The organism is Marinomonas sp. AWM4_232, from assembly GCF_056158325.1.
This window is the reverse complement of record NZ_JBSWTA010000001.1, coordinates 504978-529942: the sequence shown is the minus strand read 5'-3', so window position 1 is coordinate 529942 and position 24965 is coordinate 504978. Positions and strand designations below refer to the sequence as shown.

Genomic DNA, 24965 nt, shown 5'->3' with positions numbered 1-24965 from the left:
TTTATGCTTTGAAACTATGAAGATGGTTCATGACACTATTCCAATTGTCCGTGACAATGTCTTCGTGATAGCGCAATGACTCATCAATGGTTTGTTCGATTTTTTGGTATTCATCGCTTGGAGCTTTTTTTAGTACATAGCTTGCTACTTGGCTTGCATGCCCTGGGTGACCAATACCAATGCGTACACGACCGAAATCTCGGTTATTACCGAGTTTGCTGATGATATCTTTTAGGCCATTATGGCCGCCGTGGCCACCGCTTTTCTTAAGTTTTACTGTGCCAGGTACGATATCCAGCTCATCGTGGACGACTAGAACTTCTTGGGGAGAGATCTTATAGAATTGGCAAACAGCCTGAACGGCTTTGCCACTTAAATTCATATAGGTCGTAGGAATCAGGAGGTAACATTCCTGCCCACCTATAAAAACTTTACCGAATTCACCGAAAAATTTCTTTTCGGTGCGAAGAGAACACTGGCTCATGCGAGCCAGTGCTTCTATCCATTGTGCGCCAGCATTGTGGCGGGTGTTTTCATATTCAGAACCTGGGTTACCCAAGCCAACGAGTAATCTAAAACCTGCCACAGACTTGCCTCAATGATTAACGCTTAGCTTTACCGATACGAGCGATAGGTTGGTTGTGGTCTTCGCCTTTAAGAAGAGCAACCAATTCAACGCCTTCTGGTAGTTGAGCGTCAGAAAGGTGGAAGATGTCACCTAGTTGACCTTTGATAACGTCAACTTCTAGTGCTGCTGGTAGGTCTTTTGGAAGACAACGAACTTCAGCAAGTTTCGCTTCAACTTGTAGACGACCACCTTGAGACTTAACACCCTCAGACTTCGCAGCGTTTACGAAGTTTAGAGGAACGCGAGTAACTAGTTTAGTTTCAGAGTCAACGCGCAATAGGTCGATGTGCATTACATCGCCAGACGCTGGGTGACGTTGTAGAGACTTAACAATTACTTCTTGCTCTGCGCCATCGATTGAAACTTTAACTACGCTAGTTAGAAAAGCAGTGTCTTGAACTGCTTTCGCTACTTCGTTGCCTTTGAACGTTACAGAAGCCGCGTCAGTGTTGCCACCGTATACTACAGCTGGAACAAGACCTGCGTGACGAAGGCGGCGGCTCGCACCTTTACCTTCTTCGTTACGTACAGAAGCGTTTAGTACTAAAGACATTTTGAATATCCTAAAATAAATTAAATTTTGCCCAGAACTGCGACCCGTTCCGAGCGTTAATGTTTGGCTTAGGCCCCAAACATGGCACTAATTGACTCTTCGTTGCATACGCGACGAACAGCCTCAGCCATAATGTCAGACATTGACAGTTGGCGGATTTGTGGGCAATTCTGTGCGGCTTGTGATAACGGAATCGTATCCGTCACAACCAATTCATCCAGTACAGAATTGCTAATATTCTCAATCGCTTTGCCAGACAGTACCGGGTGAGTACAGTAAGCCAAAACTTTCGATGCACCGTGTTCTTTTAGTGCTTTCGCGGCAGCACATAAGGTACCGCCTGTGTCACACATATCATCTACCAGCACACAAGTTTTACCTTCAACATCACCGATTAGGTGCATGATTTGTGCTTCGTTAGCGCGTGGACGACGCTTATCGATGATCGCGAGGTCAGCGTCATCTAATAACTTTGCAAAGGCACGAGCACGAACCACACCACCTACATCAGGTGATACAACGGTAATGTTCTCATGACCCTGGCGTTGTAGATCGTCTAGCAACAATGGTGTCGCGTAAACGTTGTCTACTGGAATATCAAAGAAACCTTGGATCTGGTCAGCATGCAGGTCAACGGTGAGTACACGGTTGATGCCTACAGCAGAAATCATATCCGCCACTACTTTTGCAGTAATCGGTACACGAGCCGAACGTACGCGACGGTCTTGGCGTGCATAACCAAAGTACGGAATCACCGCTGTAACTCGGGTGGCCGACGCACGACGCAGCGCATCAGCCATTACAATCAGTTCCATTAGGTTGTCGTTGCTTGGAGCACAGGTTGATTGGATGATGAAAACGTCTTTACCACGAACGTTTTCGTTGATTTCAACTGTGATCTCACCGTCACTGAATTTCCCAACCGTTGCGTTACCGATAGGAAGCCCTAGGCGACGAACAACTCGACGAGCAAGTTCCGGGTTGGCATTACCGGTAAAAACCATCAACTTGGACACTGTGTATACCCTTTGTATTTATAGCGATGAAAAAGAGACTGGCGTTTTAATCAGCACGCTGTATGCTGAGATGCAATCCACTGGTTCAGTGCGTTGTGAGTGGGCGAGGTGTTACAACCTCGACAAACCCAAGCCTGCCATTTATCTGGTACAGCGGCTTTCACTCGGTTCGCTTCATCAATTGAGTCGAACGCTAAAAACAAACAGGCACCTGTGCCAGTTAGCTTTGCGTCACCAAATTGTTGTAGCCAAAGAAACGCTTCATCCACTTCAGAATAAAGTCTTCTAACGACTTCGAGGCAATCGTTATGCCCCTCCAGTTTCAAGGCGTGCGATATTCTGATGGCAGGGGTGTCTCTTGTCAAATATTTATCGGTAAAAATTTGACCAGTTGGTACTTCGCAATTTGGCTTTAAAAGCAGGTAAAACGGGGTCTCAGGCTCAACTTTAGAGAGTTTCTCACCAATTCCTTCTGCGAATGCTGAATGCCCAAAAACAAAGATAGGAACGTCCGCGCCAAGTTGCTTACCCAATGCGGCGAGTGTCTCTAAAGATAAGTGGCATTGCCACAGCTGGTTCAAGGCGAGTAGTGTTGTGGCAGCGTTGCTACTACCACCGCCAATACCACCTCCCATAGGAAGGCATTTGTCGATTTCGATGTTAATGCCGGTGTTACTCGAGCGATAAGGTTCGAGTAGACGAGCTGCCTTAACAATTAGATTGTTTTCAAAAGGTACGCCAGGAATTTCAGGGTATAAACTGATCAAGTTATCGCTGTCTGTCGCAGAAAAGTGCATGTGATCAGCAACGTCAATGAACTGAAACACCGTCTGCAATTCGTGGTAACCATCCTCTCTTTGCCCTGTGATGTGCAAAAATAAGTTCAGTTTTGCAGGGGAGGGTAAGGCTAGCGACGTCATTGTACTGTCCAATCTGTGATAATTAGGTTAACACGGTATGGCGTATGCGTGACTTGCATCCGTTGTGGCAGTTTTAACGTATCCACACTGGTGAACTCTTTATAGCTGATCGTCCAACCATCTTGAATGATTTGCTCTGGCGTACCGTCTTCTCGATATTCGATTTCAGCTGCAGTGTTTGGGGCAGCTAGGCCGCGTATCCAATATTGAACGTTAGTGACTGGAAAGTGCCAACCAAGTTCATGGTATAGAAGTGCTTCGGCACTGGGGCCAACTTGAACTTTATCCTCGTAGCTAAGTGTTGCCTCGCTGCCAGGTGTACCCTCCAAGCGTGTGGCACCTTGTCCAAAAGGACCATAAATATTGAGCTCATAAAATTCTTTAGTATGCGACCAATTAAAATTGCCTGAGATTGCATCTGAGTCTGTGCGAATGCCAACACGACCTTCGGTTTGCCATGCTTGAATGTCTTCAACGGAGTCTGGAGTTGGGGCTGTAGGCATTTTGGGGCTCATGCTACAACCAGCCAAGATTGCTGATGTGACGACACCAGCAATGATGTGTTTAATGTTCATGTATTTTCCTTATGCTCAGTAAGTAGCTCTGGAGCATATTGCTTAATAGTCTTGCGTAATATGGGCAAATTGGGGTTGTCTTGCAGGGCTTCTTGCCAGATTTCTATTGCTTTGTCTGAGTTGGCTAATTGCCAAAGTACTTCACCATAATGAGCACCAATTTCGGCGTCCTGCATTTGTGTCCACGCCTGCTGTAAAAAATCGACAGCTTCATCTAGGTCCCCTTTTTTAAAATAGGCCCACCCCATGCTGTCAAGGATAGCGGGGTCATCGCTGTCTAACTGGTAAGCTTGCTTAATTAATGTGAAGGCTTGATTAAAATCTTTTGGTGATCGAACCAACATAGTATAACCCAAGGCGTTCATGTAAGCAGAGTCATCTGGGTGTTTGTCTAGCAACCATTGTAAGTCCGCTAAGGCTTGAGGCCACTGTTCAAGAGTGTCGTAGGTGATGGCGCGTTTGTAGCGTAAGCCATCAATCTCAGGAAATACTTTTATGGAGCGAGAGAGTAAATCAATAGCAAGTTCTGGTTGGTTGCGCTCAAGGTGGAGGTCCGCCACGCCTGATACATACCCTGCTTCTTGATCTTGCTGTGCGCGTTGTAAAATCAGTGGGTTGATTAGCTGCTCTTGCTTTTCATCGTATAGCCAAGTGACTAACAGTTCTGATGCATTCCAGCTAAGCTGACCATAAACATGTAATAGGTTGCTGATGGCGCTGTCTGTCTGACCTGCTTGATATTGCGCATTGGCCAGAATGAAGAGTAGCTGGTCTTTCAATGCTCCTTGCTTAGGTAGCGAGCTTAACAGCTCGATGGCTGAAAGAGTCTGCCCTTTTTGCAGCAGCAGTTGCCCCATGGCAAGGCCCACTTGTTGAGCAGTAAAGGGCGAAAAATCGGCTGTGTAGAAGGCTTCTAAAGCGCGTTTGTATTGATCGGTCTTTATCAACGTTTCCAACAGGTTCGCGGTGATGCGCTGACTGTCTGGAAATTGTACTAACCCCTTTTCTAGGGTTCGCAGTGCTTTTTTCGAAAAGCCTAGCTGCTCCTCACTAAAGGCCTTGATGATGATTAAGCCTTCTAGTTCTGTCTTGGGGGATCGAGACATTAGGTCATCAATGTTTTCGACAATGAATGGATAACCACCTTTGATAAACAGCAAATGGTATTGAGCGATTTCAACGTAGATGCTCTGGCGCAAGGCTTCTTGACTAAGAACAGCTTCCAGCTGTTCGGTAATGTCAGTCTGTCTAATATTTTGATCTACGAAGTTGGGTAGAAAAGCGAGTGATACTTGGCTGTCGAGTGCTTGCTGAAGTAGCTCTGCGGCACTCTTGGTATCTCCTTCAACTAAAAGTGCTTGCAATCGTATCGGGTAAATATTGGCATCATTAGGATCAAGCTCTAGCCATCGAGCACTCGCTTTGAGTACTGCATCGTTGTCATCACTCATAATGGCTGAGGACGTGGCACGCTTTGCAACAGCTGCTTGGTCGCTTTGTTGTGCAGCCTCTAGATACAAGGGGCTGGCAAACTCGCTGCCCTGACGTTGCAAAGTGAACTCTGCTGTTAACAGTTGCGTGAGTTGGGCACTGTGGGAAGAGTTCGCAATGGGAGCCCATGTTGGATCAATATTCAACGGCTTAGAAGGTTGTCGGGTCGAACAAGCACTGGTAATGGATGCAAGAGCCAAAATGATTAATGTATTTTTTAGCGAAACTCGGTAGTGCATAGATTGCATAAAGACCTGCCTAGGGTGACCAAATGTATGTCCCACCTATTATGTTAGCCTTGAGTTTACTGTCTTGTCAGCCTTATAAACCGTGGGTGACTGTAAGGAAACAGTACATTTATTGATTTAGTGGGGTGCGAAGAGCTAAAAATTCCACTTATAATAGGGGTATTTAATGCTGTATCTGCCAAGCAGATGTGTTTCTAAAACCAACTGTTCGATCTCAAGTCGTGAGAAGAGTTCCTGAATGCCGCTAATTGCTGTGGGCGTAAACCACAAAACTGCACCAGTATCTATTCGAGAAAAAATTTCGTTCGCTCCTGAGAAAATGGTTGAGGCGCTTAATTCCCTTGTGTCTGGCGCTCAGGCGTCAGAAGCCGTTATCGTCTCGACTTGTAACCGCACCGAGTTGTACTGTGCTGTCGCTGAGGAAGTTGGCGAAAAGCATATTATTCAATGGCTTGGTGAATACCATCAGGTATCAGCAGAAGAGCTTGAGCGCTTTTGCTACGCCCATAAAGGCGACGACAGCGTACGACATGTGATGCGTGTTGCGGCAGGATTAGACTCTCTCATCCTTGGCGAGCCACAGATTTTGGGGCAAGTTAAGTCGGCTTATGCTGTGTCTCAAGAAGGAAAGTGCATTGGCTCTGAGCTACAAAGCTTGTTTCAACAGACTTTCTCGGTTGCCAAAAAAGTTCGCACAGACACGGCTATTGGTGAGAACCCTGTTTCGATTGCTTTTGCAGCCGTTAGCTTGGCACAGCGAATCTTTGCTGACGTCAAACGTAGTACGGCATTGTTGATCGGTGCCGGCCAAACTATTGAACTGGTGGCAAGACATCTAAAAGAAGCAGGCATTAAGCGCATTATTGTCGCGAACCGAACGTTAGAGCGCGCCCAGATACTGGCAAACGAGCTGGGCGCAGAGGCAATCTTATTGGGTGATATAACGGATTATTTGCACGAGGCAGATATCGTTATTTCATCTACCGCCAGTCAATTACCGATTATCGGTAAAGGAATGGTTGAGCGCGCAACGAACAAACGACGTCACAAGCCAATGCTATTGGTAGACATTGCTGTTCCACGAGATATTGAGCCAGAAGTGCAAGAAGTGGAGGATGCTTACCTCTACACAGTGGATGATCTTCACTCTGTTATTGAGGAGAATGTGCGAGCTCGCCAAGAAGCGGCTGAAGCGGCTGAAAAGATCATCGAACTGGGCATTGAAGAGTTCAAACGTAAACAAGAGTCTCGCAAAGTTGCTGATCTAATTGTAAGCTACCGCGCCCAAGCTGAAGAAGTTAAGCAGTCCGAGCTAGAGCGAGCGCTCAAAAGTCTCGAATCCGGTCAATCGCCCGAGCAGGTGGTGGCAAAATTAGCACATGGGTTAATGAATAAGTTAATCCATTCCCCAACACAGTATTTGCGCCAAGCGGGTTCAGAAGCAGACCAAGCAGCGCTACAGCAGGCGGCTGAAGTGTTGGGAATAACCGATACGAAAGAACAGTAGAATGAAAGAATCGATTAAATTTAAGTTAGAAAGCTTAGCTGAACGCTATGAAGAGCTTGCGGCACTATTAAGTGATGCGGATGTCATTATGGATCAAGATTTGTTCCGTAATTACAGCAAAGAATACGCTGAGCTAGAGCCAGTCGTGAAGTGTTTCGAAGAATACCAGCAAGTACTTGAGAACATTGAAGAAGCAGAGTTGATGCTAAGTGACTCAGACCCAGATATTAAAGAAATGGGTCAAGAAGAACTGAAAGCAGGTAACGAACAGAAAGAAGAGCTGCTGCTTGATCTGCAAAAGCTATTGCTACCAAAAGACCCAAATGACTCTAAGAACGTATTCTTAGAAGTGCGTGCAGGTACAGGTGGCGATGAAGCTTCTATTTTCTCTGGTGATTTATTCCGTATGTACTCTCGTTACGCTGAAACCCAGCGTTGGAAAGTTGAAATCGTCAGCGCCAGTGAAGGTGAACATGGGGGCTACAAAGAGGTTATCGCTCGTATCGTCGGCGATGGTGCTTACTCTAAATTGAAATTCGAATCTGGTGCGCATCGTGTTCAGCGTGTGCCAGCGACAGAATCTCAAGGCCGTATCCACACGTCTGCTTGTACCGTAGCGATTCTTCCAGAAATGGACGAAGTTGAGGCGGTGAATATCAATAAAGCGGATCTTCGTATCGATACGTTCCGTGCATCGGGTGCAGGTGGTCAGCACGTCAACAAAACCGACTCAGCAATACGTATTCTGCACATTCCAACTGGTGTAGTTGTTGAGTGTCAGGACGAGCGTTCGCAACATAAGAACCGTGCTAAAGCGATGGCGCTATTGGCCTCTCGACTGCAAGCAGCAGAAGAAGAAAAAGCAGCTTCTGAGCAATCTGAAGCACGCCGCTCTTTGGTGGGTAGTGGTGACCGCTCTGAGCGTATTCGTACTTATAACTACCCGCAAGGGCGTGTGACAGATCACCGTATCAACCTAACTTTGTACAAGCTAGATGAGATTGTACAGGGCGATCTTGATGTATTGATCAACCCACTTGTTAACGAGTACCAAGCTGAGCAGCTTGCAGCACTAAGTGGCGATAACTAAGCTTTTCTTGTTTTCTGCATAATAGACACCGTTCATGACCATCGAAACGCTATTAACACAGGCTTATGGACGGTTGTCTGGCCTATCTGAAACCGCACAGCTAGATGCCCAGCTGCTGTTGGCGCATACATTGGATGTGTCTCCCACTTACTTTTTTACTTGGCCTGAAAAAGAGGTCAGTGAAGCGTCTCGTCAGGCGTTTGAAGGCCTGTTAAAGCGTCGTGAAAAAGGTGAACCAATTGCCTACATTCTGGGTGAACAAGATTTCTGGAGTTTGTCACTTGAAACCTCGCCGAGTACTTTGATTCCGCGTGCTGATACAGAGCGCTTGGTTGAGGTGGCACTGGAGCTGTTGCCCTCTGGCGCAAGTAGAGTCGTCGACTTAGGAACCGGGACCGGCGCGATTGCTTTAGCGCTTGCGAAAGAGTGGCCTGCGTCTCAAGTCATTGGTGTGGATTATCAAGTGGAAGCCGTACAATTGGCTGAACGCAATGCTCAGCGAAATTCGATTAGCAATGCGGAGTTTCGACAAAGTGATTGGTTCTCTGCATTAATTGATGAAGCGCCATTTGATCTGATTGTTTCAAACCCTCCATACATCGATCCTGAGGATGAGCATCTTTCCCAAGGGGATGTGCGGTTTGAGCCATTAACCGCTTTGATTGCAGAGGATCATGGTTTAGCCGATATCCGACATATCATTAAGCAGGCTGTTGCCCGTCTTTCCGCCTTAGGTTGGCTGATGTTTGAGCATGGCTACGACCAGGGTGAGTCGGTCAGAAAGTTGTTTAATGAGCATGGTTTCGTAGAGATTGCCACCTATCAAGACTTAGGTGGCAACGATCGCGTGACAATAGGTCGCTTGGCTGAGTAGAGCGTTACTGAGCACTCTCGGGGCGGATGAAAACAGGCTCTAGAGGCTTAGAGCGATCCGCGTCGTAGCGGTAGCCAGCCAAGTTAAATCCTTTGATATCATCAATGGATTCAGCACCGCTTTCAATTAAGTAGCGTACCATCAAGCCACGCGCTTTCTTCGCGTAGAAACTGATCACTTTATACTGACCGTTTTTCTCATCTAAGAAGTTCGGAGTGACAATCGTATTCTTGATCGCTTTTTTATCCACCGCTTTGAAATATTCTGTGGAAGCTAAGTTCACCAGTAGCTCACCTTCTTCAAGTTCCGCATTGAGGGCTGGTGCGATCGTGTCTTTCCAAAAGTGGTACAAGTTATCGCCTTCAGGGTTTGATAATTTGGTGCCCATTTCTAAACGATAAGGTTGCATTAAGTCGAGTGGTTTAAGTAGTCCATACAGCCCACTCAGAATACGCAAGTGGGATTGTGCATAGTCAATTTGCTCAGAGCTCAAAGAGTATGCGTCTAGCCCCGTATAAACATCTCCCATAAAGGTAAACATGGCCGGTCTGCTATTTTCTGAATTATGGCTCTTCTGCCAAGCTTGGTAGCGTTCAACGTTGAGTGTGGCAAGCTTGTCGCTAAGTTTCATCAAAGAAGCAATGTCCGCTGGTGAATATGGGCGAATGGTTTCAATAAGCGTTTGTGCTTGATCTAAAAATGTTGGTTCTGATTTATTAGTCGTAGGTAGAGCGCTATCTAGGTCCAGTGTTTTGGCTGGTGATATTAAATATTTCATAATCTTACCTTGGCATGTCATTGCGTTTTCATAAGATTATCCATAGAGTGTAGGGACATATCCACTAATCGACTTGATAGAGACAGTGTATGAAGAACAATATTATTCCGTTTCCTAAGTTAGTGAATTCTGAAGAATGCACTAAGGAGACAGATGTTCGAAACACGTCAGAACAGCAATTAGATGCTCTGCGAAATGCATTTGATGAAGCAAGGAAACAGTGGCCTCTTGAGCTTTCCGAGTTACCTGAACAAAATCGTAAGTGCGCGCTCGCTCGTAAGTAAAAATAATAATAGATCAAGGACGAAGCTGTGTTGGCTTTTCTGGTAAGGCATTCTTTAGTGGGCATGTTTGCCTGCGCACTGTTGGGTTTTCTTCTTCCCGATTTATCTAATGGCTTGTTTCCATTCCTTCCCTATGTATTGTTCACTTTGATGTTGTTGACGCTGGCGGGTATGCCAATGTCTCGACTGATTCAACGTTTATGCCAAACAGGGATATGGCTGTATGCGCTGCTCCACAGTGCTTTTTATATGGCGGTATTTTTCGCTCTATGTTGGTTGCTTGGTGCTTCAAAGGAGCTGACGCTGGCAGTACTTGGTGTGGGGGCGACAGGCTCTTTGTTTGCCACCCCAGCTATTGTTCGCGCGTTGGGCTTTGATGCCCTTGAAGCCATGGCGATGACAATTGCTACAACATTGCTGCTGCCACTGGCTCTGTTTATTCCGATACATTTCTTTCCATACGCTTCAGGAAGTTTGGACTTTGTGACCTACGGAATTAGGTTGTTGGTATTTATCGCAGGGCCTATCCTGATTTCTTATCTGTTACATCGTTGCCTGCCGCAAGAGAAATTACAGCGGCTGTTACTTAAAATATCACCGTATACCATTCTATTGGTCTTCGCCTTTCCGTTTGGTCTGGTCGGAAGTTACCGCCTGCTATGGGACCAGAACATTAGTGAAGCATTGATGTTTTTGGGGGTAGCGGTAGGGCTTGTCTCCTTCTTCTTTGTTGTTACTTTTTTCTGCTATCGACATCTAGGGGTCGATATATCTCTAACCGCGGCCATTACATCGGGCAATCGAAATGTATTGTTGACCTACTCCATTGCTGGAATGTTATTGGGGCCCGCTTTTCTACCTCTAGCAGGGGCAATGCAAGTGCCAACCTATCTCTTGCCTGTTATCACTAGGCACTTAGCGAAGTATCTAAATTCCCGTTAATTTCAGTGTCTATATGCAAAACATCTTACCTTTGGCTACGCTTTTATTAGAAAATGTGCAGTAAAAGAGCCATGAAAGTTAGTTTCATAAACTAAGATAATTAAACCTTTGGATGTGCATGAGGGAATTATGAGAAAAAATTTACCTGTTACCGATGTAGAAAGACTGGTGCCTGATGGCGCTCGCCTTATATCGACGACAGATTTAAAGGGGAAAATTACTTACTGTAATGATGCCTTTGTGGAAATCAGTGGTTTTGAATATTCAGAGTTACTTGGTTCACCGCATAATCTAGTCCGTCATCCGGATATGCCCCCTCAAGCCTTTGAGGTGATGTGGTCACATTTGAAGGCTGGTAAGCCATGGATGGGATTGGTTAAAAACCGAAGTAAGAACGGTGACTACTATTGGGTGGATGCTTACGTGACACCGATCACTGAAAATGGTCAGGTTATTGGCTACGAATCTGTTCGTTCAACGCCTGATAGAAAAGCGGTTGCTAGGACTGAAAAGCTTTATGCGAACATACGCGCTGGCCGTAAATCGATATCAGTACCAACTGGGGGCGTTGTTGCTGCTACAGTTATCATGGCGTGGGTTGTCTCCATTGCCATGTTTTTTATGAGTAATCCATACGCAGAATTTCCGGCTTTGCTTTCATCAGTCGTTATGGTGGTCTACAGTATCGGTCAACAACGCCATATGCGCAGAAGTCTTGAGAAATCTCTCAGTAATGCATTTTCCCATCCACTTGCGGCGCAAACTTACTCTGATCACAATGCTGACCTTGCTAAGCTAGAGGTCGCGGTGAAGAGTCAGAGGATGCACTTGGATACCGTTTTAACGCGTATCGAAACAGAGTCTAAGTCTGTCTTTAATAAGTCAGAATATGGTTTGAAGCAAACGCAAAGTGCGACCGAGAAGATAGAGCGTCAACAGCATGAAACTCAAGAGGTCGCTGCGGCCATGCAGGAAATGACGACCACGGTGTCTGATGTGTCACAGCATGTCCAAGAAACCGCTAACAGCGCCGAATCGACGAAAGAGTTGGCAGCGCAAGGAAATCAAACCCTTGGAGAAACGACGCAAGCTATTCAATCATTGGCGGATTTGGTTGAGCAAATTAGTTCGTCGGTGAGCCATTTATCTAAGCAATCTGAGAGCATTGCAGATGTCGCGGTAATGATTGATCAGATTGCTGAGCAAACGAACTTATTGGCTCTAAATGCTGCAATTGAGGCGGCCCGAGCTGGTGAACATGGTCGAGGCTTTGCGGTTGTGGCTGATGAGGTTCGTCAACTGGCGCAGCGGACGCAGGGTTCTACAAAAGAAATACATGCCATCATTGAGCGCTTACGAAGCGGGGCTCAAGATGCTGTGAGTGTAGCAAGTGATGGTCGTGAAAGTGCTAACCAAGGGCTTCTGAAAATGTCTGAGGCGCAGCAATCGTTAACAACGATTGTGTCATCGGTGGCGAATATATCAGATATGGCTACGCAAATGGCGGCAGCGGTGGAAGAGCAGGCTCATGTCTCAGAAGATATAAATCAACAGCTTGTCCGAATCTCTAATTTAGCTTCGTCGAGTAAGGATGAAGCTGAAGAAGCAATGCAAAGTATGGTAACACTTCGAGGCGTCGCTTCGGACATGCACGAGCTGGTTGTGCGGTTTAAGTAAGAATTGATACAAATGAAAAGAGGGCATGGATTAAGCCCTCTTTTCATTTTTAAAGCAATCGCTCCTTACTTTGGTAAAGGCAAAGCTTTCACCGATAAACTATCATTTTGAATGCGTTTTATAATGAGTGACTGAGCAATGTCCACGTCTCCCATGGCCTCTAGTAGCGCGCTTAGCTCAATGAGAGCTTCTGAGGAAGCATCATATTGTAAGGCTTTTTCGTAGTAATCGCGGGCTTTTCCCCATAGTTGCAGGCGCTGACAAATACGACCACTAGCCAGGTAGAGTGGCGCGCTTTCTGGATGACGTCGTATCCAAGTTTCAGCATTAGCGAGAGACTTCTGCATTGATACATTAGTCAGCTGGCCATAAACGGCAGCTAATGCATCAGACCAGTGATTGTTTAGGGAAGTTCTGATAAAACTCTCGGCTTTCGTTTCATCGCCAAACTCAATTAAGGTTGTGGCGTATAAAACTTGCATAGGGTCATCCTTGGCAACACTATCGAGCTTTTTCCAAATTTTTTGCAACTCATCCAGCAGAGAGTGAGGGTCTTGCCCCATTTTTTGGCGAAAGCGCAGTTTCTCAAGTTGCGCTAAAAAGGCGTTCACCTCAAGTTCTCTTAAATTGGATTCATCAAAAATGCCTTGTTTCTTAAGAATAGGCGTTAGCTCCTGCAGGGCCTCCCAATCTTTAAGCTTGGTGTACACGGATACCAGCATCTTAAGCGTTTGGCGATGTTTTGGTTTCATGTTGTGTAGGCGTTTAAGTGAGGCTAATGCGCCCTCGTAGTGACCTTGTTTCAGCAGTAATTGGCTCTGTACAAAACTAATAGCGAATTCTGCATCGGGAGATGTTAGATGCGCTTTACGCAAGAGCTCTTTTGAGCGTTCATGTTCCTCTTGTTCACTGGCTGCATAGGCTGCACCAATGTAGTTTAAAAGTGGGTATGACACTTTGTTGGCGGAAGTCGTTAGTAGTTTTTCGGCTTTTCCCCAGTTACCACCGGCAAGCTCTAGCATCCCTTTTATCGTCGATTTTAGTGCCCTTTTATGAGACAAAGAGCCTGTTAATTTCGACATGGAGGAATTAGGATGCAGCAAAATCCAGACAAATTTTACTGTCATGATTATGACTAAATAACCAAGCACTATTAGCAATAACATGACCCATAGGCTCATTTCGATGGTGACGCTTTTAAAGGAAATCATGACGTAGCCAGGATCTTGTTTCATAATCAGTCCTAGCGTGCCACCAATGAGTAGAACAATGATGATTGAAATCAGTGCTTTTCTCATAATGAAGCATCCTCTGTTGCACTAGTTGCTGCCGCATCTGATGTTTTATCTTCTTGATCTTGCTTGGCAGGTACTGTGGGCTCATTATCTGAGCGCTGCCAGTTTTGCATTAAGGATTTCATGGCTTGTAGCGACGCGCGCGGCATTGGTATATCTGGATTAGGGTTCACTTGTTGCAGCGACGTTAATGTGGTCATGAAAGCAATGGTAGACTGAGCCGAGGTGTCAAAGTGTTGGTTAACGGCTTTAGCGATGCGCTCCAAAGACTTTTCATAGATCACGGGTTCACCTTTTAGCAGCGCAACTTGAGCAACGTCTAGTTGCAACTGAATGCCAGTCACCAGTTCTTGATACTCTGCTGGTGGAAGTAATGGCTTAATTGGCTTTTGATCGTAGTTGATGACCACAAGGGATTTGATACCCTGCCATACTTCTTGTAGCAGCTGTTTTAAAGCAGCGTCATTTTCTTGGGTTAATTCTACTTCAGCGCTTTGTTGTGCTAACCAGTCTTTTGATGGTTCACGCTGTGGTAGTTTAGCGACTTGATCATATAGTGCAGACAGTTGCAGGTAGCGGCCTTCTAAATCAAATGAAGTCACTGATTTTAAGGCTTGAATATCTTGCGCGACCGCTTTACGAGTAGCGAACATAAGAGGGTCTTCAAGGCTAGCTAAGATAGTGTCGGCGTTACTGAGTAAAGAAATTGCGCTGCGGGTGTCTTTATCAAGTAAAAGACGCTGATTGGCTAGACGAATTAAGTATTCGGCTTCTGCGAGTAACCAGTCGTTTTTATCTGCATTGCCAAGTTTGTTGATCTTACTAGAGATGTCAGTCAAAGCTTGTTCTGTGTAGGATTGAAGTGCTTTAGCTTCTTCTTGAGTCTCTGTGACGCTGTGGTTAATGTCTGAGATTCGACGGGTAAGTTGAGTGTTGCTTTCCACATTACGATCAATGCGGCTTAGTTGCTGTTCTAGGGCAGCAACTTTGTTTTCTGTTGCTGTAATGGTGTTTTGATGATTATTTACAATGTGACTTTGATAATACTGCCAGCCACTTAGACCAATCGCGACGATGCCGACGAACAATGCAGCAGCCGGCAGGGTGTTAGAGGCTTTGTTCTCATCTTGAGGTGCGGATTGGATAGCGTTTGACGTGTCCTCTTTGTGTGAGTTCAAAGAAGATTTATCTGCACTGTTCTCCGTATTTTCCGTTAACGCCTTCTCGTTTTTATCAGTCATATTATCGTCCTAAATGCCGTATCGTGGCGGCCATTAAACTATGATCGTCCGCACCTGTTGCATAAATCGCTTGTTGCCAACCTAACGCTCTTGCTTGTTCTAAAACGCGTTCACTTGGCACAAATAACGCTATCTCTTTGAATTCTGGTGCAAACCTTTCAGCATAACTGTTCAGGTTTGCCAAGCTTTCACCGCTTGTTGTCCATATTACGTCAGGATGATCTAAGAATAAAAAAGTTTGTGCGGTATATTCTGGTGTATGTCGCTTATAGAGCTCTAGATGGTCGACTATGGCGCCACGTTCCACTAACCCTTTTGCCAAATCTGGCCTCCCGCCAGCGCCTCTTACTATTAAAACCCGTTGATCACGCATTTTGGCAGGTTTAAGCCATTCGAGCATTGCCTCGGTATTATTACCGGGGTTACTCAAAGCTGGAATGTTCAGCTCTTTGAGTGTCTGTGTGGTGCCTTGACCAATACCTAACCAGTGCATACCAACCGGTAGCATTGGCCAGCATTCATCAATCAACTCTGCTGCCAATCTTGCTGCATTTTTGCTAACGAATATAACGAACTGATATAGATCGAGGTTATAAAGCTGAGAGCGCAATGCGGACAGTTCTGCATCGCTAGAAAGAGGTCGAATCTCTAGCATAGGCAAAGAGATTGGTATGGCGCCAAGCGCTGTGAGCGCTTGGCAGGTCAAAGCATTTTCAGGTTCTGGTCGTGTGACCAATACTTTTACGCCTTGCATGATGGAGTCACCCAATTAGCTTAAGAGTTAGGTTGGTATACTTCGTCCAATAAAACTTGAGCACCATCCGCGAGCAGTTGCTCAGCTAATTGAATGCCTAATGCTTCCGCGTTGGCTTTATTGCCACGAATCTCGCCACGTACCATACGTTTACCATCCGTACTACCAACTAAGCCTCGAATAAAGAGCTCATCGCCTTCCAGTAGGGCGAAACAAGCGATCGGTGCTTGGCAGCCGCCGTTTAGGCGCTTGTTTACCGCACGCTCCGCGATCACTCTGTAAGCCGTTTCTTGGTGTTGTAATGGTGCAAGTAGTTTAATTAACTCTGCATCATCGCTACGGCATTCGATGCCCATGGCACCTTGACCACCTGCTGGTAGTGAGAAGGTATCGCTGATACGGGCTTTGATTCGGTCTTCCATTTCTAATCGAACCAATCCAGCTGTTGCAAGAATGATGGCATCGTATTCGCCATCATCTAACTTACGTAGTCTAGTGTTGACGTTGCCGCGCAGGTTCTTAATAACGATGTCTGGACGATGCATTTGCAGCTGACAAGAACGGCGTAGGCTTGATGTGCCAACTACCGCGCCCTGTGGCAGTTCTTCGATGCTGTTGTAGGTGTTGCACACAAAAGCATCAGTTGGGTCTTCTCGTTCACAGATAACGCTTAATCCTAGACCCTCAGGGAACTCCATTGGCACGTCTTTCATTGAGTGAACTGCAATGTCTGCGTCACCGTCTAGCAGTGCTTTTTCAAGCTCTTTAACGAACAGGCCTTTGCCGCCAATTTTAGAAAGGGGGGAGTCGAGAATTTGATCGCCTTTTGTGGTCATTCCAAGCAGCTCAACGTTGATCTCAGGGTAGAGCGATTCCAGTGAGGCTTTTACATTGTTGGCTTGCCAAAGGGCCAGTTGGCTTTCACGGGTTGCAATGACGATTTTGTTTCTCACATTCTCTCCTAGAGTGACATCAAGCACAAAAATAACGATAAAATTTCGCTATATCATACTCCCTTGCTTGTTAAGCGTCATCCCAGAGCCCTTTATAAAGGACGCGTCATCAGGTAATCTTGCCGCAACATTGATCTCACACTGGGAAATGAAGAAATGACTGATACCAACAAAACCACTAACCAGCAATGGGGTGGCCGTTTTTCTGAGCCTGTTGATGCGTTTGTCGCACGTTTTACCGCATCGGTTGAATTTGACCAGCGTATGGCGAAACAGGACATTCAAGGTTCGATCGCACACGCAACGATGCTTGCGAAAGTGGGCGTATTGACAGACGAAGAACGCGACCAGATCATCCAAGGCTTAACGGAAATCGAGCAAGAGATCGCTCGTGGTGAGTTTGAATGGTCAGTTGAGCTAGAAGATGTGCACATGAACATCGAAGCTCGTCTAACACAGAAAATCGGTATCACAGGTAAGAAACTGCACACCGGCCGTTCACGTAACGACCAAGTAGCAACTGATATCCGTCTTTACATGCGTGACGAAATCGACTTCCTGTTAGAAGAAGTGACACGCCTACAACAAGGCATCTTGTCTCTAGCGGAACGTAACACAGACACTATCATGCCGGGCTTCACGCACTTGCAAACAGCGCAGCCAGTGACCTTTGGTCATCATCTGATGGCGTGGTACGAAATGGCGCAACGTGATTACGAGCGCCTTGCTGACTGTCGTAAGCGTGTCAACATCTTACCGCTAGGTGCTGCGGCGCTAGCCGGTACGACTTACCCAATTGATCGTAACATGACCGCGGATCTACTAGGTTTTGAGCGTCCAACTTACAACTCTTTAGACTCTGTTAGTGACCGTGACTTCGCGATTGAATTCACATCAGCGGCATCGATCACCATGATGCACCTGTCACGTTGGGCAGAAGAGCTAGTAATGTGGGCTTCGGCGCAATTTAACTTCATTTTCCTACCTGATCGCTTCTGTACTGGCTCTTCGATTATGCCGCAGAAGAAAAACCCAGACGTACCAGAACTAGTGCGTGGTAAAACAGGTCGTGTATACGGTCACCTAATAGGCCTTCTGACCCTGATGAAGTCTCAATGTTTGGCTTACAACAAAGACAACCAAGAAGACAAAGAACCACTGTTTGACACGGTAGATACGCTACGTGGTTCTCTGCGCTCTTTTGCAGACATGATTCCTGCGATTGAAGCTCGAGGCGAATACATGTACGAAGCGGCGCGTCGTGGTTTCAGTACTGCGACTGACTTAGCGGATTACCTTGTGCGTAAAGGTGTTGCCTTCCGTGATGCTCATGAAATCGTGGGTAAAGCCGTTGGTTTTGGTGTGAAGGAAGGCCGTGACTTGTCTGAAATGACTTTAGAAGAGTTACAGGGCTTCGGTGATATGATCGAACAAGATGTGTTTGAAGTGCTAACACTGGAAGGTTCGGTAGCAGCCCGTGATCACATTGGCGGTACAGCGCCAGCACAAGTAAAAGCAGCGATTGAACGTGCTAAAGCAGAACTGGCTGAGAGATTGAAATAATAATCAGCCGTTTGTAATGCTTCGAAAGCCCCTAGCATTCTCAGGGGCTTTTTTATTAGCTCTTAATATAAGTGAGAGTTTATTCAGCAGGGCCAAAGGGTAGGCCTTGAAACACATCACTGCGCAGAATGTCTGTCGTGATGTTGAGCTCAAATCGAAAGACCTCTTTCTGTCCCGAACACCCCGATAGCACAATCTGCCATGCGTCCATGCTGCCAGGTTCAGGCATTTTCCAGCATAGCCCCTTTATATTGACGTATTTAGTACCGTCTGCATCTTCTGTGATCGGATATTCTGTTTCTTCGACGATACCTTTTGAGTATTCCTCTTGTACGCGTTTAGCTTGGCGAACGGCTTGTCGAAACTTTGGCGAAAAAGCGTCTTTACTTGGGTCGACTTTGGGGCGACTGGCTTCTAAAGGGCCGATATCAAGAAGACTTTTGTTTTTCCAGTTTTGTTCAGAGTAACGTTCCGATTCAGTGACATCATAGATATCTTTAAGCGTAATCGGCTGTGCTGCGATTGGGCTTTCTTGCTCTGCACTAGAGATTTCCTGAGTGTTATCGATGCCCACCTCGGTAGGTGATATTGCCGTGTTTGGTTGCTCTATCTTATCGGTTGCAGCTTGTGTCTCTTCAGCGAGGGTAATGGGAGCGTTAGTTTGGGTTTGTGTTGCTTCTTGAGACGTAGCCACTTGCTCGTCTGAGTCTGTCTCAGAAGGCGGAGGGGCGGATTCATCCGATGGCAACAAAGAAACTTCTAGGTAATGAGCTGGTGTTAGCTTCGGTAGAGCTTGATGCCAAGGTTCATCTTCTAACCATACAAACACAACTGCATGCAAGCCTAATGCTGCAAGCAATGCAAGTACCCATGGTTTGAGCAGGCGTTTCATTATTAGGTCCAAAGCTTTGATCAACATTAACCTTTGAAAACAATGTGTTTTCAAAGGCGTAACTATAGCAAATCGCTTGGTTTTGAACACATCTGAAAAGTAAAGATTTTCCAGCAAAATAGTCAGTGGGGGTGTGAATAAAATAGGGGATCAGTATACTGTCAACAAATTGTATTAATGGATGGTTGTAACTGTGTCTAAGCCTATTTTGTTGTTGATTACCACACTGATTTTAACTGGGTGTGGCAACAAAGGTGCCTTGTACTTGCCTCAACAAGCTTTGCCGAACGATATGGTCACCGCAACTGTCAAAGATTGAGGAATACCCCTTGGACTTTTTTAATTACTCAAATCATCAGCTGCACGCTGAAAATGTGGCGCTAGCAGATATTGCTGCACAGCATGGCACGCCAACGTATGTCTACTCGCGTGCGACATTTGAGCGTCATTACAAAGCGTATGCAGATGCGTTTGCTTCTCACCCTACCTTGATTTGTTATGCCGTTAAGGCGTGTTCAAACATTGCTATTCTGAACGTGCTTGCACGTCTTGGCTCTGGTTTTGATATCGTTTCGATTGGTGAACTAGAGCGTGTTCTTCGCGCAGGTGGCGATCCAAGTAAAGTCATGTTCTCTGGTGTGGCGAAACAAGAGCATGAGATGCGCCGTGCACTTGAAGTTGGTATTCATTGCTTCAACGTGGAATCAGAGTCGGAACTTCACCGTTTAAACAAAGTAGCTGGCGAGATGGGTAAAGTCGCTCCTGTTTCTCTACGTGTTAATCCAGACGTGGACGCTAAAACACACCCATACATTTCCACGGGTCTAAAAGACAACAAGTTTGGTATTGATATCAAGGATGCGGTACGTATCTATGGTGTTGCGCACTCTCTTGAGAACCTGAATGTAATGGGAGTTGATTGCCATATCGGTTCGCAATTAACCGAGCTGCAACCTTTCTTGGACACATTTGACCGCCTAACAGACCTCATTGATAAGCTGGCTGAACAAGGCATTGAGATTAAACACCTTGATTTAGGTGGTGGTCTAGGGGTTCGTTACCGTGATGAAGTACCGCCTGAGCCAAAAGATTACGCTGCACTTGTTTTAGAGAAAGTCAAAGGCCGTAACTTGTCTTTAGCATTTGAGCCAGGTCGTTCAATTGCCGCTAACGCCGGTGTATTAATGACCAAAGTTGAGTTCCTAAAATGCACTGCGCATAAGAACTTTGCCATCATTGACGGTGCCATGAACGATATGATTCGTCCATCTCTATACGGTGCTTGGATGGATATCGTGCCTGTTAATTTAGAGCCGACGCCAGAAGGCAAGCGTGTATATGACCTAGTTGGACCAATCTGTGAAACAGGTGATTTCCTAGGTAAAGAGCGTGAGCTGGATATTCAGCCCGGCGATTTGTTGGCACTTCGTTCAGCTGGCGCTTATGGCTTTACTATGGCGTCGAACTACAACAGCCGTGGTCGTGCCGCAGAAGTGATGGTGGATGGCGATAAAGCCTATTTGATCCGTGAGCGTGAAGACATTGATCATCAGCTAGCTGGTGAGCAATTACTACCCGCTTAAGGAGAAAGTCATGCTGTTAAAATTTACTAAGATGCATGGCCTTGGCAACGACTTTGTCGTTGTCGATGCGGTGTCACGTAAAGTGTACTTTAACAAGGCTCAGATTGAGCGCCTTGGTGATCGTAACCGTGGTATTGGCTTCGACCAGTTATTAGTGGTTGAACCACCATCCAACCCTGATATGGATTTTCGCTACCGCATCTATAACTGTGATGGTTCAGAAGTGGAGCATTGTGGCAATGGTGCGCGCTGTTTTGCGAAGTTTGTTCTCGACCGTGAATTGACCCATAAACGTGTGATTGACGTAGAAACCAAGCGTGGCCAAATCCAGCTAAGAGTGCAAGACGATGGCCAAGTGTGTGTGGATATGGGGGAGCCAAGTTTTGTGCCAGCGGATCTGCCGTTTGTCGCGGACGGACTTGCGGATCTTTACCCCATTGACGTTGCGGGCGACATTTTTGAGTTGACCCCAGTATCAGTTGGTAACCCTCATGCTGTGATTCGTGTAGAAGAATTAAGCGACGCCATGGTTGAGCATGTTGGACCATTGGTTGAGGATCACGAACGTTTCCCCAACAACGTCAATGTCGGCTTTATGCAAGTGCTGTCATCAGATGAAGTGAATTTGCGAGTGTATGAACGTGGTGTGGGCGAAACACAAGCTTGCGGTACGGGAGCTTGCGCGGCGGTGGTAGCTGGCATCAAGCAAGGCTGGTTAGCGCCAGAAGTATTAGTGCACTTGCCTGGTGGCGATTTACGTATTGCTTGGCAAGGTCCAGGGCATTCTATTCAAATGACTGGTCCTGCGGAAAAGGTCTTTGAAGGTCAAATTTATCTATAGGTGAAGTATCCATGACGGAAGAGGACGTTGTTCAGTATCTGCAAGAGACGCCGGGTTTTTTTGAACGCCACCCAGCGTTATTAGAAACATTAACAATCCCTCATCCGGTTCATGGAGGGGCAATTTCTCTATTAGAGCGACAAGTCGCTTTATTACGCAAATCGACGTCGGATTATCGTGGCGAGTTTGAGCGTTTGGTTGCAATCGCTCGTGAAAACGAAGCCATCATGAAAAAGAGCCGACGTTTAATATTGAAATGTCTAAGCTGTGAATCCCTCGATGACTTTGCTGGCATTGTAGAAGAGGTCATGCGTGAAGACTTTTCTATTCAGTATCAATCGATGGTGTTGTTTGCTGATCAAGCACTCGATACCTCGATACGCACTGCTTCTTGGGAAGCTGCTGAACCGATCTTAAAAGAAATGCTGGTTCAATCTGGCTGCTATTGCGGTGTGTTGTCGGTCGCAGAGTCTGAGTTTCTATTTGAAGGTCAAAGTGACGCTGTGATGTCGTCTGCGATTTTGCCGCTGGTGTCCTTAGAGGGTGGGAAGGTGGTGTACCACGGTGTGCTCGCTCTTGGGTCAAGCAGGCTAAATCATTTTGACAAAGAGAAAGGGGCTCTGTTTTTAGATTACCTTTCTGACTTGTTGAGTGCACTGCTATTGAGGCTGTTGCCATGAGTATTCTCGTTTCTTTCGATCTAGATAACACCTTATGGGATGTGGATCCGACTTTGGTGCGGGCGGAACATGCCATGGAAAAATGGTTTGAAGACAACTTTCCTGGCTTTGCAGATCAGTTTTTTGTGCCGAATATGGATCCGCTTAAGCATGAAATCTATGAGCTGTATCCAGAAATTAAGCACGATGTTACCAAAGTTCGTTTAGCGCAATATCGCACTGCTTTACAGCGTTATGGGTTACCCCGAGAAGAAGCCGAACAGCGAGCAACTCAGGCGTTTAATGTCTTTTATGACTGGCGTCAGCGGGTAGATTTATACCCTGATGCGTTAAATGCTTTAACGTCTCTATCCAATCGTTTTTCATTAGCTGCTCTGACCAATGGTAATGCTGATGTCTTTCATCCACACATCGATTTAGCTCAATACTTTGGCACTGTGATTCGCGCGGACAAAGAGGGGATCGCAAAGCCTGACGTTGAGATTTTTGAGCGATTGGCGGAGCGTTCAAACACGCCTATGGAACGAATTATCCATGTTGGTGATCACCCGATTGACGATGTGCAAGGCGCCATTAATGCTGGCGTTCGAGCGGTCTGGTTTAATCGTCACGGAGCAAGGCGTTGGCGAGATGAGTGGCGTGTAACGCCTGAGTTTGAGGTTCACTCGTTGTCTGAACTGGTGACCTTAATTGAGAATATGAACTTATAGCGATTTGCTATCATCTCAGTTAAGTAATCTGATTTTGCCTGAGCTTTAATAGTGGTACACTAGCCTCATTAATCACTAACCGATTTAAGGAATTTGCAATGAGCGAAAATATTTTTAACGTAACGGATGCTCAATTCGAAGAAGAAGTTTTAAAAGCGGATCTTCCTGTTATTGTTGACTTCTGGGCGCCATGGTGTGGTCCTTGTAAAATGATTGCGCCAGTTTTAGAAGATGTTGCTAACGAATACGCAGGTCGCGTTAAAGTTGTCAAAATCAACGTTGATGACAACACAGAAACTGCACCTAAGTACAACGTTCGTGGTATCCCAACACTGCTAGTTATCAAAGGTGGTGAAGTGGCGGCAACGAAAGTGGGCGCTGTTTCAAAATCTCAACTAATTGAGTTCGTTGAAGGCGCGCTATAATCGCTCGCTAACACGTTTTCTAAAAGGCTGCTTGCGCAGCCTTTTTTCGTTTTATCTTCTAGAAAGTTGGCTGAGATATTGTGAATAATCACTGGACTGTGATTGTTGTAAGCGTGTAATGACCTGCTGAGCATAAGGTAAGAAATTCACTAATTCATCTTTACTCATTGGACTGTCATAAGGAATGTCGACGGTTTCAGGGTTTTTGTGCTGCCCTTGAATGCGAAATTCGTAATGAAGGTGTGGCCCTGTCGCCCATCCTGTCTGACCAACCTTGGCAATTTCGTTACCTTGCTGTATCTCTTGCCCTGTATAAAGGCCCTCTTGAAACTCGCTTAAGTGCGCATAAAGCGTGCTGTAGCCCTTGCCGTGGTCAATGATGACGGTGTTGCCATACCCTTTCATTTCTCCTACAAATGAAATCGTGCCATGTCCTGAGCTATAGACTGGTGTGCCTTCCGGTGCCGCATAATCAACCCCTTGATGAGGTCGCGTCGTCTTAAAAATGGGATGTAAACGATTGGGGTTAAATTGTGATGAGACATGGGTAAAGTTCACTGGAGATCGGATGAAGGCTTTTCTTAGTGATAAGCCGTCGCGAGTAAAGTAGTTCGCGCCATTGTTTATTTGATAGCGAATTGCCTCATAAATTCGCCCATTGTTAATAAATTGCGCGGCAATGATATTGCCTGAGTCTAGTCGGTCTCCATTGATGAAGCGCTCCTCAAATAACACCGCAAAGCGATCACCTGGACGGATGTCCAAAGCAAAATCTATATCCCAACGAAAGATGTCTGTTAGTGACAGCAATAGTTTGTCATTCAGCCCAGCACGGGATCCATCTAGAAAAAGAGAGTTATCAATCATGACTTCTTGGTAGCGCAAGCGCGTTTCTATAGGTGCTACTTGTTCCGTAAACGAAAAAAGGTTTTGCTCTGGGTTATGCTGGAATACATAGGCTTTCTCTGGGGTGGAGGAAAGCGTTAAGCTTTCTAACTGTTGTTTGGGAAGCCATCGTTGGATTGTTAACTTTTGCCCAGGCTGTAGAGAAGTGAGTACCTTCGATGAATCGGCTTGAAGTAGCTGTGCGATTTGCCTATCTGTAATACCAAGTCGATTGAGGGTACGAGAAAGGGAGTCGCCTGCTTTTAAAATCACCTTTGTTGTCTCAAGAGTTTGCTCTGTTTTCACCTGATCGAGAGGGGAGGCGATCATTGCTTTTTCAGGCACTGGGCCTGCTGAGTGTCGTGATTGCGACTCATTACTTTGTGTCGCTTGGTGGGTGGAGCTGTTGAGAGCCCAATAAAGCGTCGCTGCGCCCGCAATCAAAAGAATTGAAGAAACGCCGATAAGGCTTTTGGTAAGCAATGATTTGTCCAAGTTTGTGTTCCATTTTTCCGTAGAAAGCCATGTCATCCTACCAACTAAGTGGCTATAATTGAACG

26 protein-coding genes are annotated in these 24965 nt (G+C 46.0%); 13 read left to right on the top strand and 13 right to left on the bottom strand.

What is annotated here, in order from left to right:
• Window position 1 precedes the first annotated feature (1 nt).
• The 6 genes from pth to ACXAC1_RS02470 all read right to left on the bottom strand — a co-directional run bounded on the left by pth (window position 2) and on the right by ACXAC1_RS02470 (window position 5431).
• Complete coding sequence (gene pth / locus ACXAC1_RS02495; RefSeq protein WP_475058380.1) at window positions 2–586, bottom strand: aminoacyl-tRNA hydrolase; 585 nt, start codon at window positions 584–586, stop codon at window positions 2–4.
• 16 nt (window positions 587–602) lie between these two features.
• Window positions 603–1181: a 50S ribosomal protein L25/general stress protein Ctc gene (locus ACXAC1_RS02490; RefSeq protein WP_475058378.1), complete on the bottom strand. Its 579-nt coding sequence runs from the start codon at window positions 1179–1181 to the stop codon at window positions 603–605.
• Window positions 1182–1249: 68 nt separating this feature from the next.
• The gene (locus tag ACXAC1_RS02485) at window positions 1250–2197 is read right to left on the bottom strand and encodes a ribose-phosphate diphosphokinase (RefSeq protein WP_133562710.1); all 948 of its coding nucleotides are present in this window, start codon (window positions 2195–2197) and stop codon (window positions 1250–1252) included.
• A 50-nt stretch (window positions 2198–2247) separates the two neighbouring features.
• Window positions 2248–3117, bottom strand: coding sequence for a 4-(cytidine 5'-diphospho)-2-C-methyl-D-erythritol kinase (gene ispE, locus ACXAC1_RS02480; protein ID WP_475058376.1), 870 nt, complete (start codon window positions 3115–3117; stop codon window positions 2248–2250).
• Window positions 3114–3692 (bottom strand): lipoprotein insertase outer membrane protein LolB, encoded by a 579-nt coding sequence (lolB, locus tag ACXAC1_RS02475; RefSeq protein ID WP_475058373.1) that lies wholly within the window; start codon window positions 3690–3692, stop codon window positions 3114–3116. The genes ispE and lolB overlap by 4 nt, the downstream gene beginning before the upstream one ends.
• Window positions 3689–5431 (bottom strand): tetratricopeptide repeat protein, encoded by a 1743-nt coding sequence (locus tag ACXAC1_RS02470; protein WP_475058371.1) that lies wholly within the window; start codon window positions 5429–5431, stop codon window positions 3689–3691. Before ACXAC1_RS02470 ends, lolB begins: the two co-directional genes overlap by 4 nt.
• Window positions 5432–5669: 238 nt before the next feature.
• On the opposite strand from ACXAC1_RS02470, the gene hemA reads away from it, so the two are divergent.
• The 3 genes from hemA to prmC are packed head-to-tail and all read left to right on the top strand — an operon-like array spanning window position 5670 to window position 8902.
• A complete protein-coding gene (gene hemA / locus ACXAC1_RS02465) occupies window positions 5670–6938 on the top strand; it encodes a glutamyl-tRNA reductase (RefSeq protein ID WP_133562718.1) in 1269 nt (422 codons plus the stop codon).
• Between the two features lies 1 nt (window position 6939).
• The gene (gene prfA, locus ACXAC1_RS02460) at window positions 6940–8028 is read left to right on the top strand and encodes a peptide chain release factor 1 (protein WP_133562719.1); all 1089 of its coding nucleotides are present in this window, start codon (window positions 6940–6942) and stop codon (window positions 8026–8028) included.
• Window positions 8029–8062: 34 nt separating this feature from the next.
• Window positions 8063–8902, top strand: a complete 840-nt coding sequence (prmC, locus tag ACXAC1_RS02455; protein WP_475058368.1) for a peptide chain release factor N(5)-glutamine methyltransferase — start codon at window positions 8063–8065, stop codon at window positions 8900–8902.
• A 4-nt stretch (window positions 8903–8906) separates the two neighbouring features.
• Here the strand turns inward: prmC and yaaA are convergent, their stop codons facing one another.
• Window positions 8907–9680, bottom strand: coding sequence for a peroxide stress protein YaaA (yaaA, locus tag ACXAC1_RS02450; protein ID WP_475058367.1), 774 nt, complete (start codon window positions 9678–9680; stop codon window positions 8907–8909).
• An 89-nt stretch (window positions 9681–9769) separates the two neighbouring features.
• On the opposite strand from yaaA, the gene ACXAC1_RS02445 reads away from it, so the two are divergent.
• The 3 genes from ACXAC1_RS02445 to ACXAC1_RS02435 all read left to right on the top strand — a co-directional run bounded on the left by ACXAC1_RS02445 (window position 9770) and on the right by ACXAC1_RS02435 (window position 12583).
• Complete coding sequence (locus ACXAC1_RS02445) at window positions 9770–9964, top strand: hypothetical protein (protein WP_133562725.1); 195 nt, start codon at window positions 9770–9772, stop codon at window positions 9962–9964.
• A 27-nt stretch (window positions 9965–9991) separates the two neighbouring features.
• The gene (locus tag ACXAC1_RS02440) at window positions 9992–10906 is read left to right on the top strand and encodes a hypothetical protein (RefSeq protein ID WP_475058365.1); all 915 of its coding nucleotides are present in this window, start codon (window positions 9992–9994) and stop codon (window positions 10904–10906) included.
• A gap of 129 nt (window positions 10907–11035) precedes the next feature.
• Complete coding sequence (locus ACXAC1_RS02435; protein WP_475058363.1) at window positions 11036–12583, top strand: methyl-accepting chemotaxis protein; 1548 nt, start codon at window positions 11036–11038, stop codon at window positions 12581–12583.
• A 65-nt stretch (window positions 12584–12648) separates the two neighbouring features.
• Here ACXAC1_RS02435 and ACXAC1_RS02430 read toward each other — a convergent pair whose 3' ends face one another.
• Genes ACXAC1_RS02430 through hemC form a run of 4 tightly spaced genes read right to left on the bottom strand, consistent with a single transcriptional unit; the run spans window position 12649 to window position 16826 of the window.
• Window positions 12649–13881, bottom strand: coding sequence for a heme biosynthesis HemY N-terminal domain-containing protein (locus ACXAC1_RS02430; RefSeq protein ID WP_475058361.1), 1233 nt, complete (start codon window positions 13879–13881; stop codon window positions 12649–12651).
• On the bottom strand, window positions 13878–15119 hold the full coding sequence (locus ACXAC1_RS02425) for a uroporphyrinogen-III C-methyltransferase (protein WP_475058359.1): 1242 nt from the start codon (window positions 15117–15119) through the stop codon (window positions 13878–13880). The genes ACXAC1_RS02430 and ACXAC1_RS02425 overlap by 4 nt, the downstream gene beginning before the upstream one ends.
• A gap of 1 nt (window position 15120) precedes the next feature.
• Window positions 15121–15873 (bottom strand): uroporphyrinogen-III synthase, encoded by a 753-nt coding sequence (locus ACXAC1_RS02420; RefSeq protein ID WP_475058357.1) that lies wholly within the window; start codon window positions 15871–15873, stop codon window positions 15121–15123.
• 20 nt (window positions 15874–15893) lie between these two features.
• Complete coding sequence (gene hemC, locus ACXAC1_RS02415; RefSeq protein WP_475058354.1) at window positions 15894–16826, bottom strand: hydroxymethylbilane synthase; 933 nt, start codon at window positions 16824–16826, stop codon at window positions 15894–15896.
• Window positions 16827–16982: 156 nt separating this feature from the next.
• Here hemC and argH point away from each other — a divergent pair, with 156 nt between their 5' ends.
• On the top strand, window positions 16983–18389 hold the full coding sequence (gene argH / locus ACXAC1_RS02410; protein WP_475058352.1) for an argininosuccinate lyase: 1407 nt from the start codon (window positions 16983–16985) through the stop codon (window positions 18387–18389).
• A 79-nt stretch (window positions 18390–18468) separates the two neighbouring features.
• Here argH and ACXAC1_RS02405 read toward each other — a convergent pair whose 3' ends face one another.
• Window positions 18469–19281 carry a hypothetical protein gene (locus tag ACXAC1_RS02405; RefSeq protein WP_475058349.1) on the bottom strand — a complete coding sequence of 271 codons (813 nt, stop codon included), beginning with the start codon at window positions 19279–19281 and terminating at the stop codon, window positions 18469–18471.
• A 193-nt stretch (window positions 19282–19474) separates the two neighbouring features.
• Here ACXAC1_RS02405 and lptM point away from each other — a divergent pair, with 193 nt between their 5' ends.
• The 6 genes from lptM to trxA all read left to right on the top strand — a co-directional run bounded on the left by lptM (window position 19475) and on the right by trxA (window position 23520).
• Entirely contained in the window at window positions 19475–19600 is a 126-nt protein-coding gene (lptM, locus tag ACXAC1_RS02400; RefSeq protein ID WP_228191656.1) for an LPS translocon maturation chaperone LptM, read from the top strand.
• A gap of 10 nt (window positions 19601–19610) precedes the next feature.
• Window positions 19611–20864 carry a diaminopimelate decarboxylase gene (gene lysA / locus ACXAC1_RS02395; RefSeq protein WP_133562747.1) on the top strand — a complete coding sequence of 418 codons (1254 nt, stop codon included), beginning with the start codon at window positions 19611–19613 and terminating at the stop codon, window positions 20862–20864.
• 10 nt (window positions 20865–20874) lie between these two features.
• The gene (dapF, locus tag ACXAC1_RS02390; protein WP_133562750.1) at window positions 20875–21705 is read left to right on the top strand and encodes a diaminopimelate epimerase; all 831 of its coding nucleotides are present in this window, start codon (window positions 20875–20877) and stop codon (window positions 21703–21705) included.
• Between the two features lie 11 nt (window positions 21706–21716).
• Window positions 21717–22385, top strand: coding sequence for a DUF484 family protein (locus ACXAC1_RS02385; RefSeq protein ID WP_133562752.1), 669 nt, complete (start codon window positions 21717–21719; stop codon window positions 22383–22385).
• Window positions 22382–23095, top strand: coding sequence for an HAD family hydrolase (locus tag ACXAC1_RS02380; RefSeq protein WP_475058346.1), 714 nt, complete (start codon window positions 22382–22384; stop codon window positions 23093–23095). The genes ACXAC1_RS02385 and ACXAC1_RS02380 overlap by 4 nt, the downstream gene beginning before the upstream one ends.
• A 98-nt stretch (window positions 23096–23193) precedes the next feature.
• A complete protein-coding gene (gene trxA, locus ACXAC1_RS02375) occupies window positions 23194–23520 on the top strand; it encodes a thioredoxin TrxA (RefSeq protein WP_133562756.1) in 327 nt (108 codons plus the stop codon).
• Window positions 23521–23571: 51 nt separating this feature from the next.
• Here trxA and ACXAC1_RS02370 read toward each other — a convergent pair whose 3' ends face one another.
• Window positions 23572–24900 (bottom strand): peptidoglycan DD-metalloendopeptidase family protein, encoded by a 1329-nt coding sequence (locus ACXAC1_RS02370; RefSeq protein WP_475058344.1) that lies wholly within the window; start codon window positions 24898–24900, stop codon window positions 23572–23574.
• Window positions 24901–24965 lie beyond the last annotated feature (65 nt).

What these genes read in the sequence shown, in the direction of transcription:
- ACXAC1_RS02445 (WP_133562725.1), top strand. Translation starts at nt 9,770, where the DNA reads ATGAAGAACAATATTATTCCGTTTCCTAAGTTAGTGAATTCTGAAGAA.
- ACXAC1_RS02470 (WP_475058371.1), bottom strand. Translation starts at nt 5,431, where the DNA reads ATGCAATCTATGCACTACCGAGTTTCGCTAAAAAATACATTAATCATT.
- yaaA (WP_475058367.1), bottom strand. Translation starts at nt 9,680, where the DNA reads ATGAAATATTTAATATCACCAGCCAAAACACTGGACCTAGATAGCGCT.
- ACXAC1_RS02425 (WP_475058359.1), bottom strand. Translation starts at nt 15,119, where the DNA reads ATGACTGATAAAAACGAGAAGGCGTTAACGGAAAATACGGAGAACAGT.
- ACXAC1_RS02385 (WP_133562752.1), top strand. Translation starts at nt 21,717, where the DNA reads ATGACGGAAGAGGACGTTGTTCAGTATCTGCAAGAGACGCCGGGTTTT.
- ACXAC1_RS02435 (WP_475058363.1), top strand. Translation starts at nt 11,036, where the DNA reads ATGAGAAAAAATTTACCTGTTACCGATGTAGAAAGACTGGTGCCTGAT.
- ACXAC1_RS02420 (WP_475058357.1), bottom strand. Translation starts at nt 15,873, where the DNA reads ATGCAAGGCGTAAAAGTATTGGTCACACGACCAGAACCTGAAAATGCT.
- ACXAC1_RS02405 (WP_475058349.1), bottom strand. Translation starts at nt 19,281, where the DNA reads ATGAAACGCCTGCTCAAACCATGGGTACTTGCATTGCTTGCAGCATTA.
- ACXAC1_RS02380 (WP_475058346.1), top strand. Translation starts at nt 22,382, where the DNA reads ATGAGTATTCTCGTTTCTTTCGATCTAGATAACACCTTATGGGATGTG.
- ACXAC1_RS02490 (WP_475058378.1), bottom strand. Translation starts at nt 1,181, where the DNA reads ATGTCTTTAGTACTAAACGCTTCTGTACGTAACGAAGAAGGTAAAGGT.
- ACXAC1_RS02430 (WP_475058361.1), bottom strand. Translation starts at nt 13,881, where the DNA reads ATGAGAAAAGCACTGATTTCAATCATCATTGTTCTACTCATTGGTGGC.
- prfA (WP_133562719.1), top strand. Translation starts at nt 6,940, where the DNA reads ATGAAAGAATCGATTAAATTTAAGTTAGAAAGCTTAGCTGAACGCTAT.
- ispE (WP_475058376.1), bottom strand. Translation starts at nt 3,117, where the DNA reads ATGACGTCGCTAGCCTTACCCTCCCCTGCAAAACTGAACTTATTTTTG.
- hemA (WP_133562718.1), top strand. Translation starts at nt 5,670, where the DNA reads ATGCCGCTAATTGCTGTGGGCGTAAACCACAAAACTGCACCAGTATCT.
- lolB (WP_475058373.1), bottom strand. Translation starts at nt 3,692, where the DNA reads ATGAACATTAAACACATCATTGCTGGTGTCGTCACATCAGCAATCTTG.
- argH (WP_475058352.1), top strand. Translation starts at nt 16,983, where the DNA reads ATGACTGATACCAACAAAACCACTAACCAGCAATGGGGTGGCCGTTTT.
- trxA (WP_133562756.1), top strand. Translation starts at nt 23,194, where the DNA reads ATGAGCGAAAATATTTTTAACGTAACGGATGCTCAATTCGAAGAAGAA.
- dapF (WP_133562750.1), top strand. Translation starts at nt 20,875, where the DNA reads ATGCTGTTAAAATTTACTAAGATGCATGGCCTTGGCAACGACTTTGTC.
- prmC (WP_475058368.1), top strand. Translation starts at nt 8,063, where the DNA reads ATGACCATCGAAACGCTATTAACACAGGCTTATGGACGGTTGTCTGGC.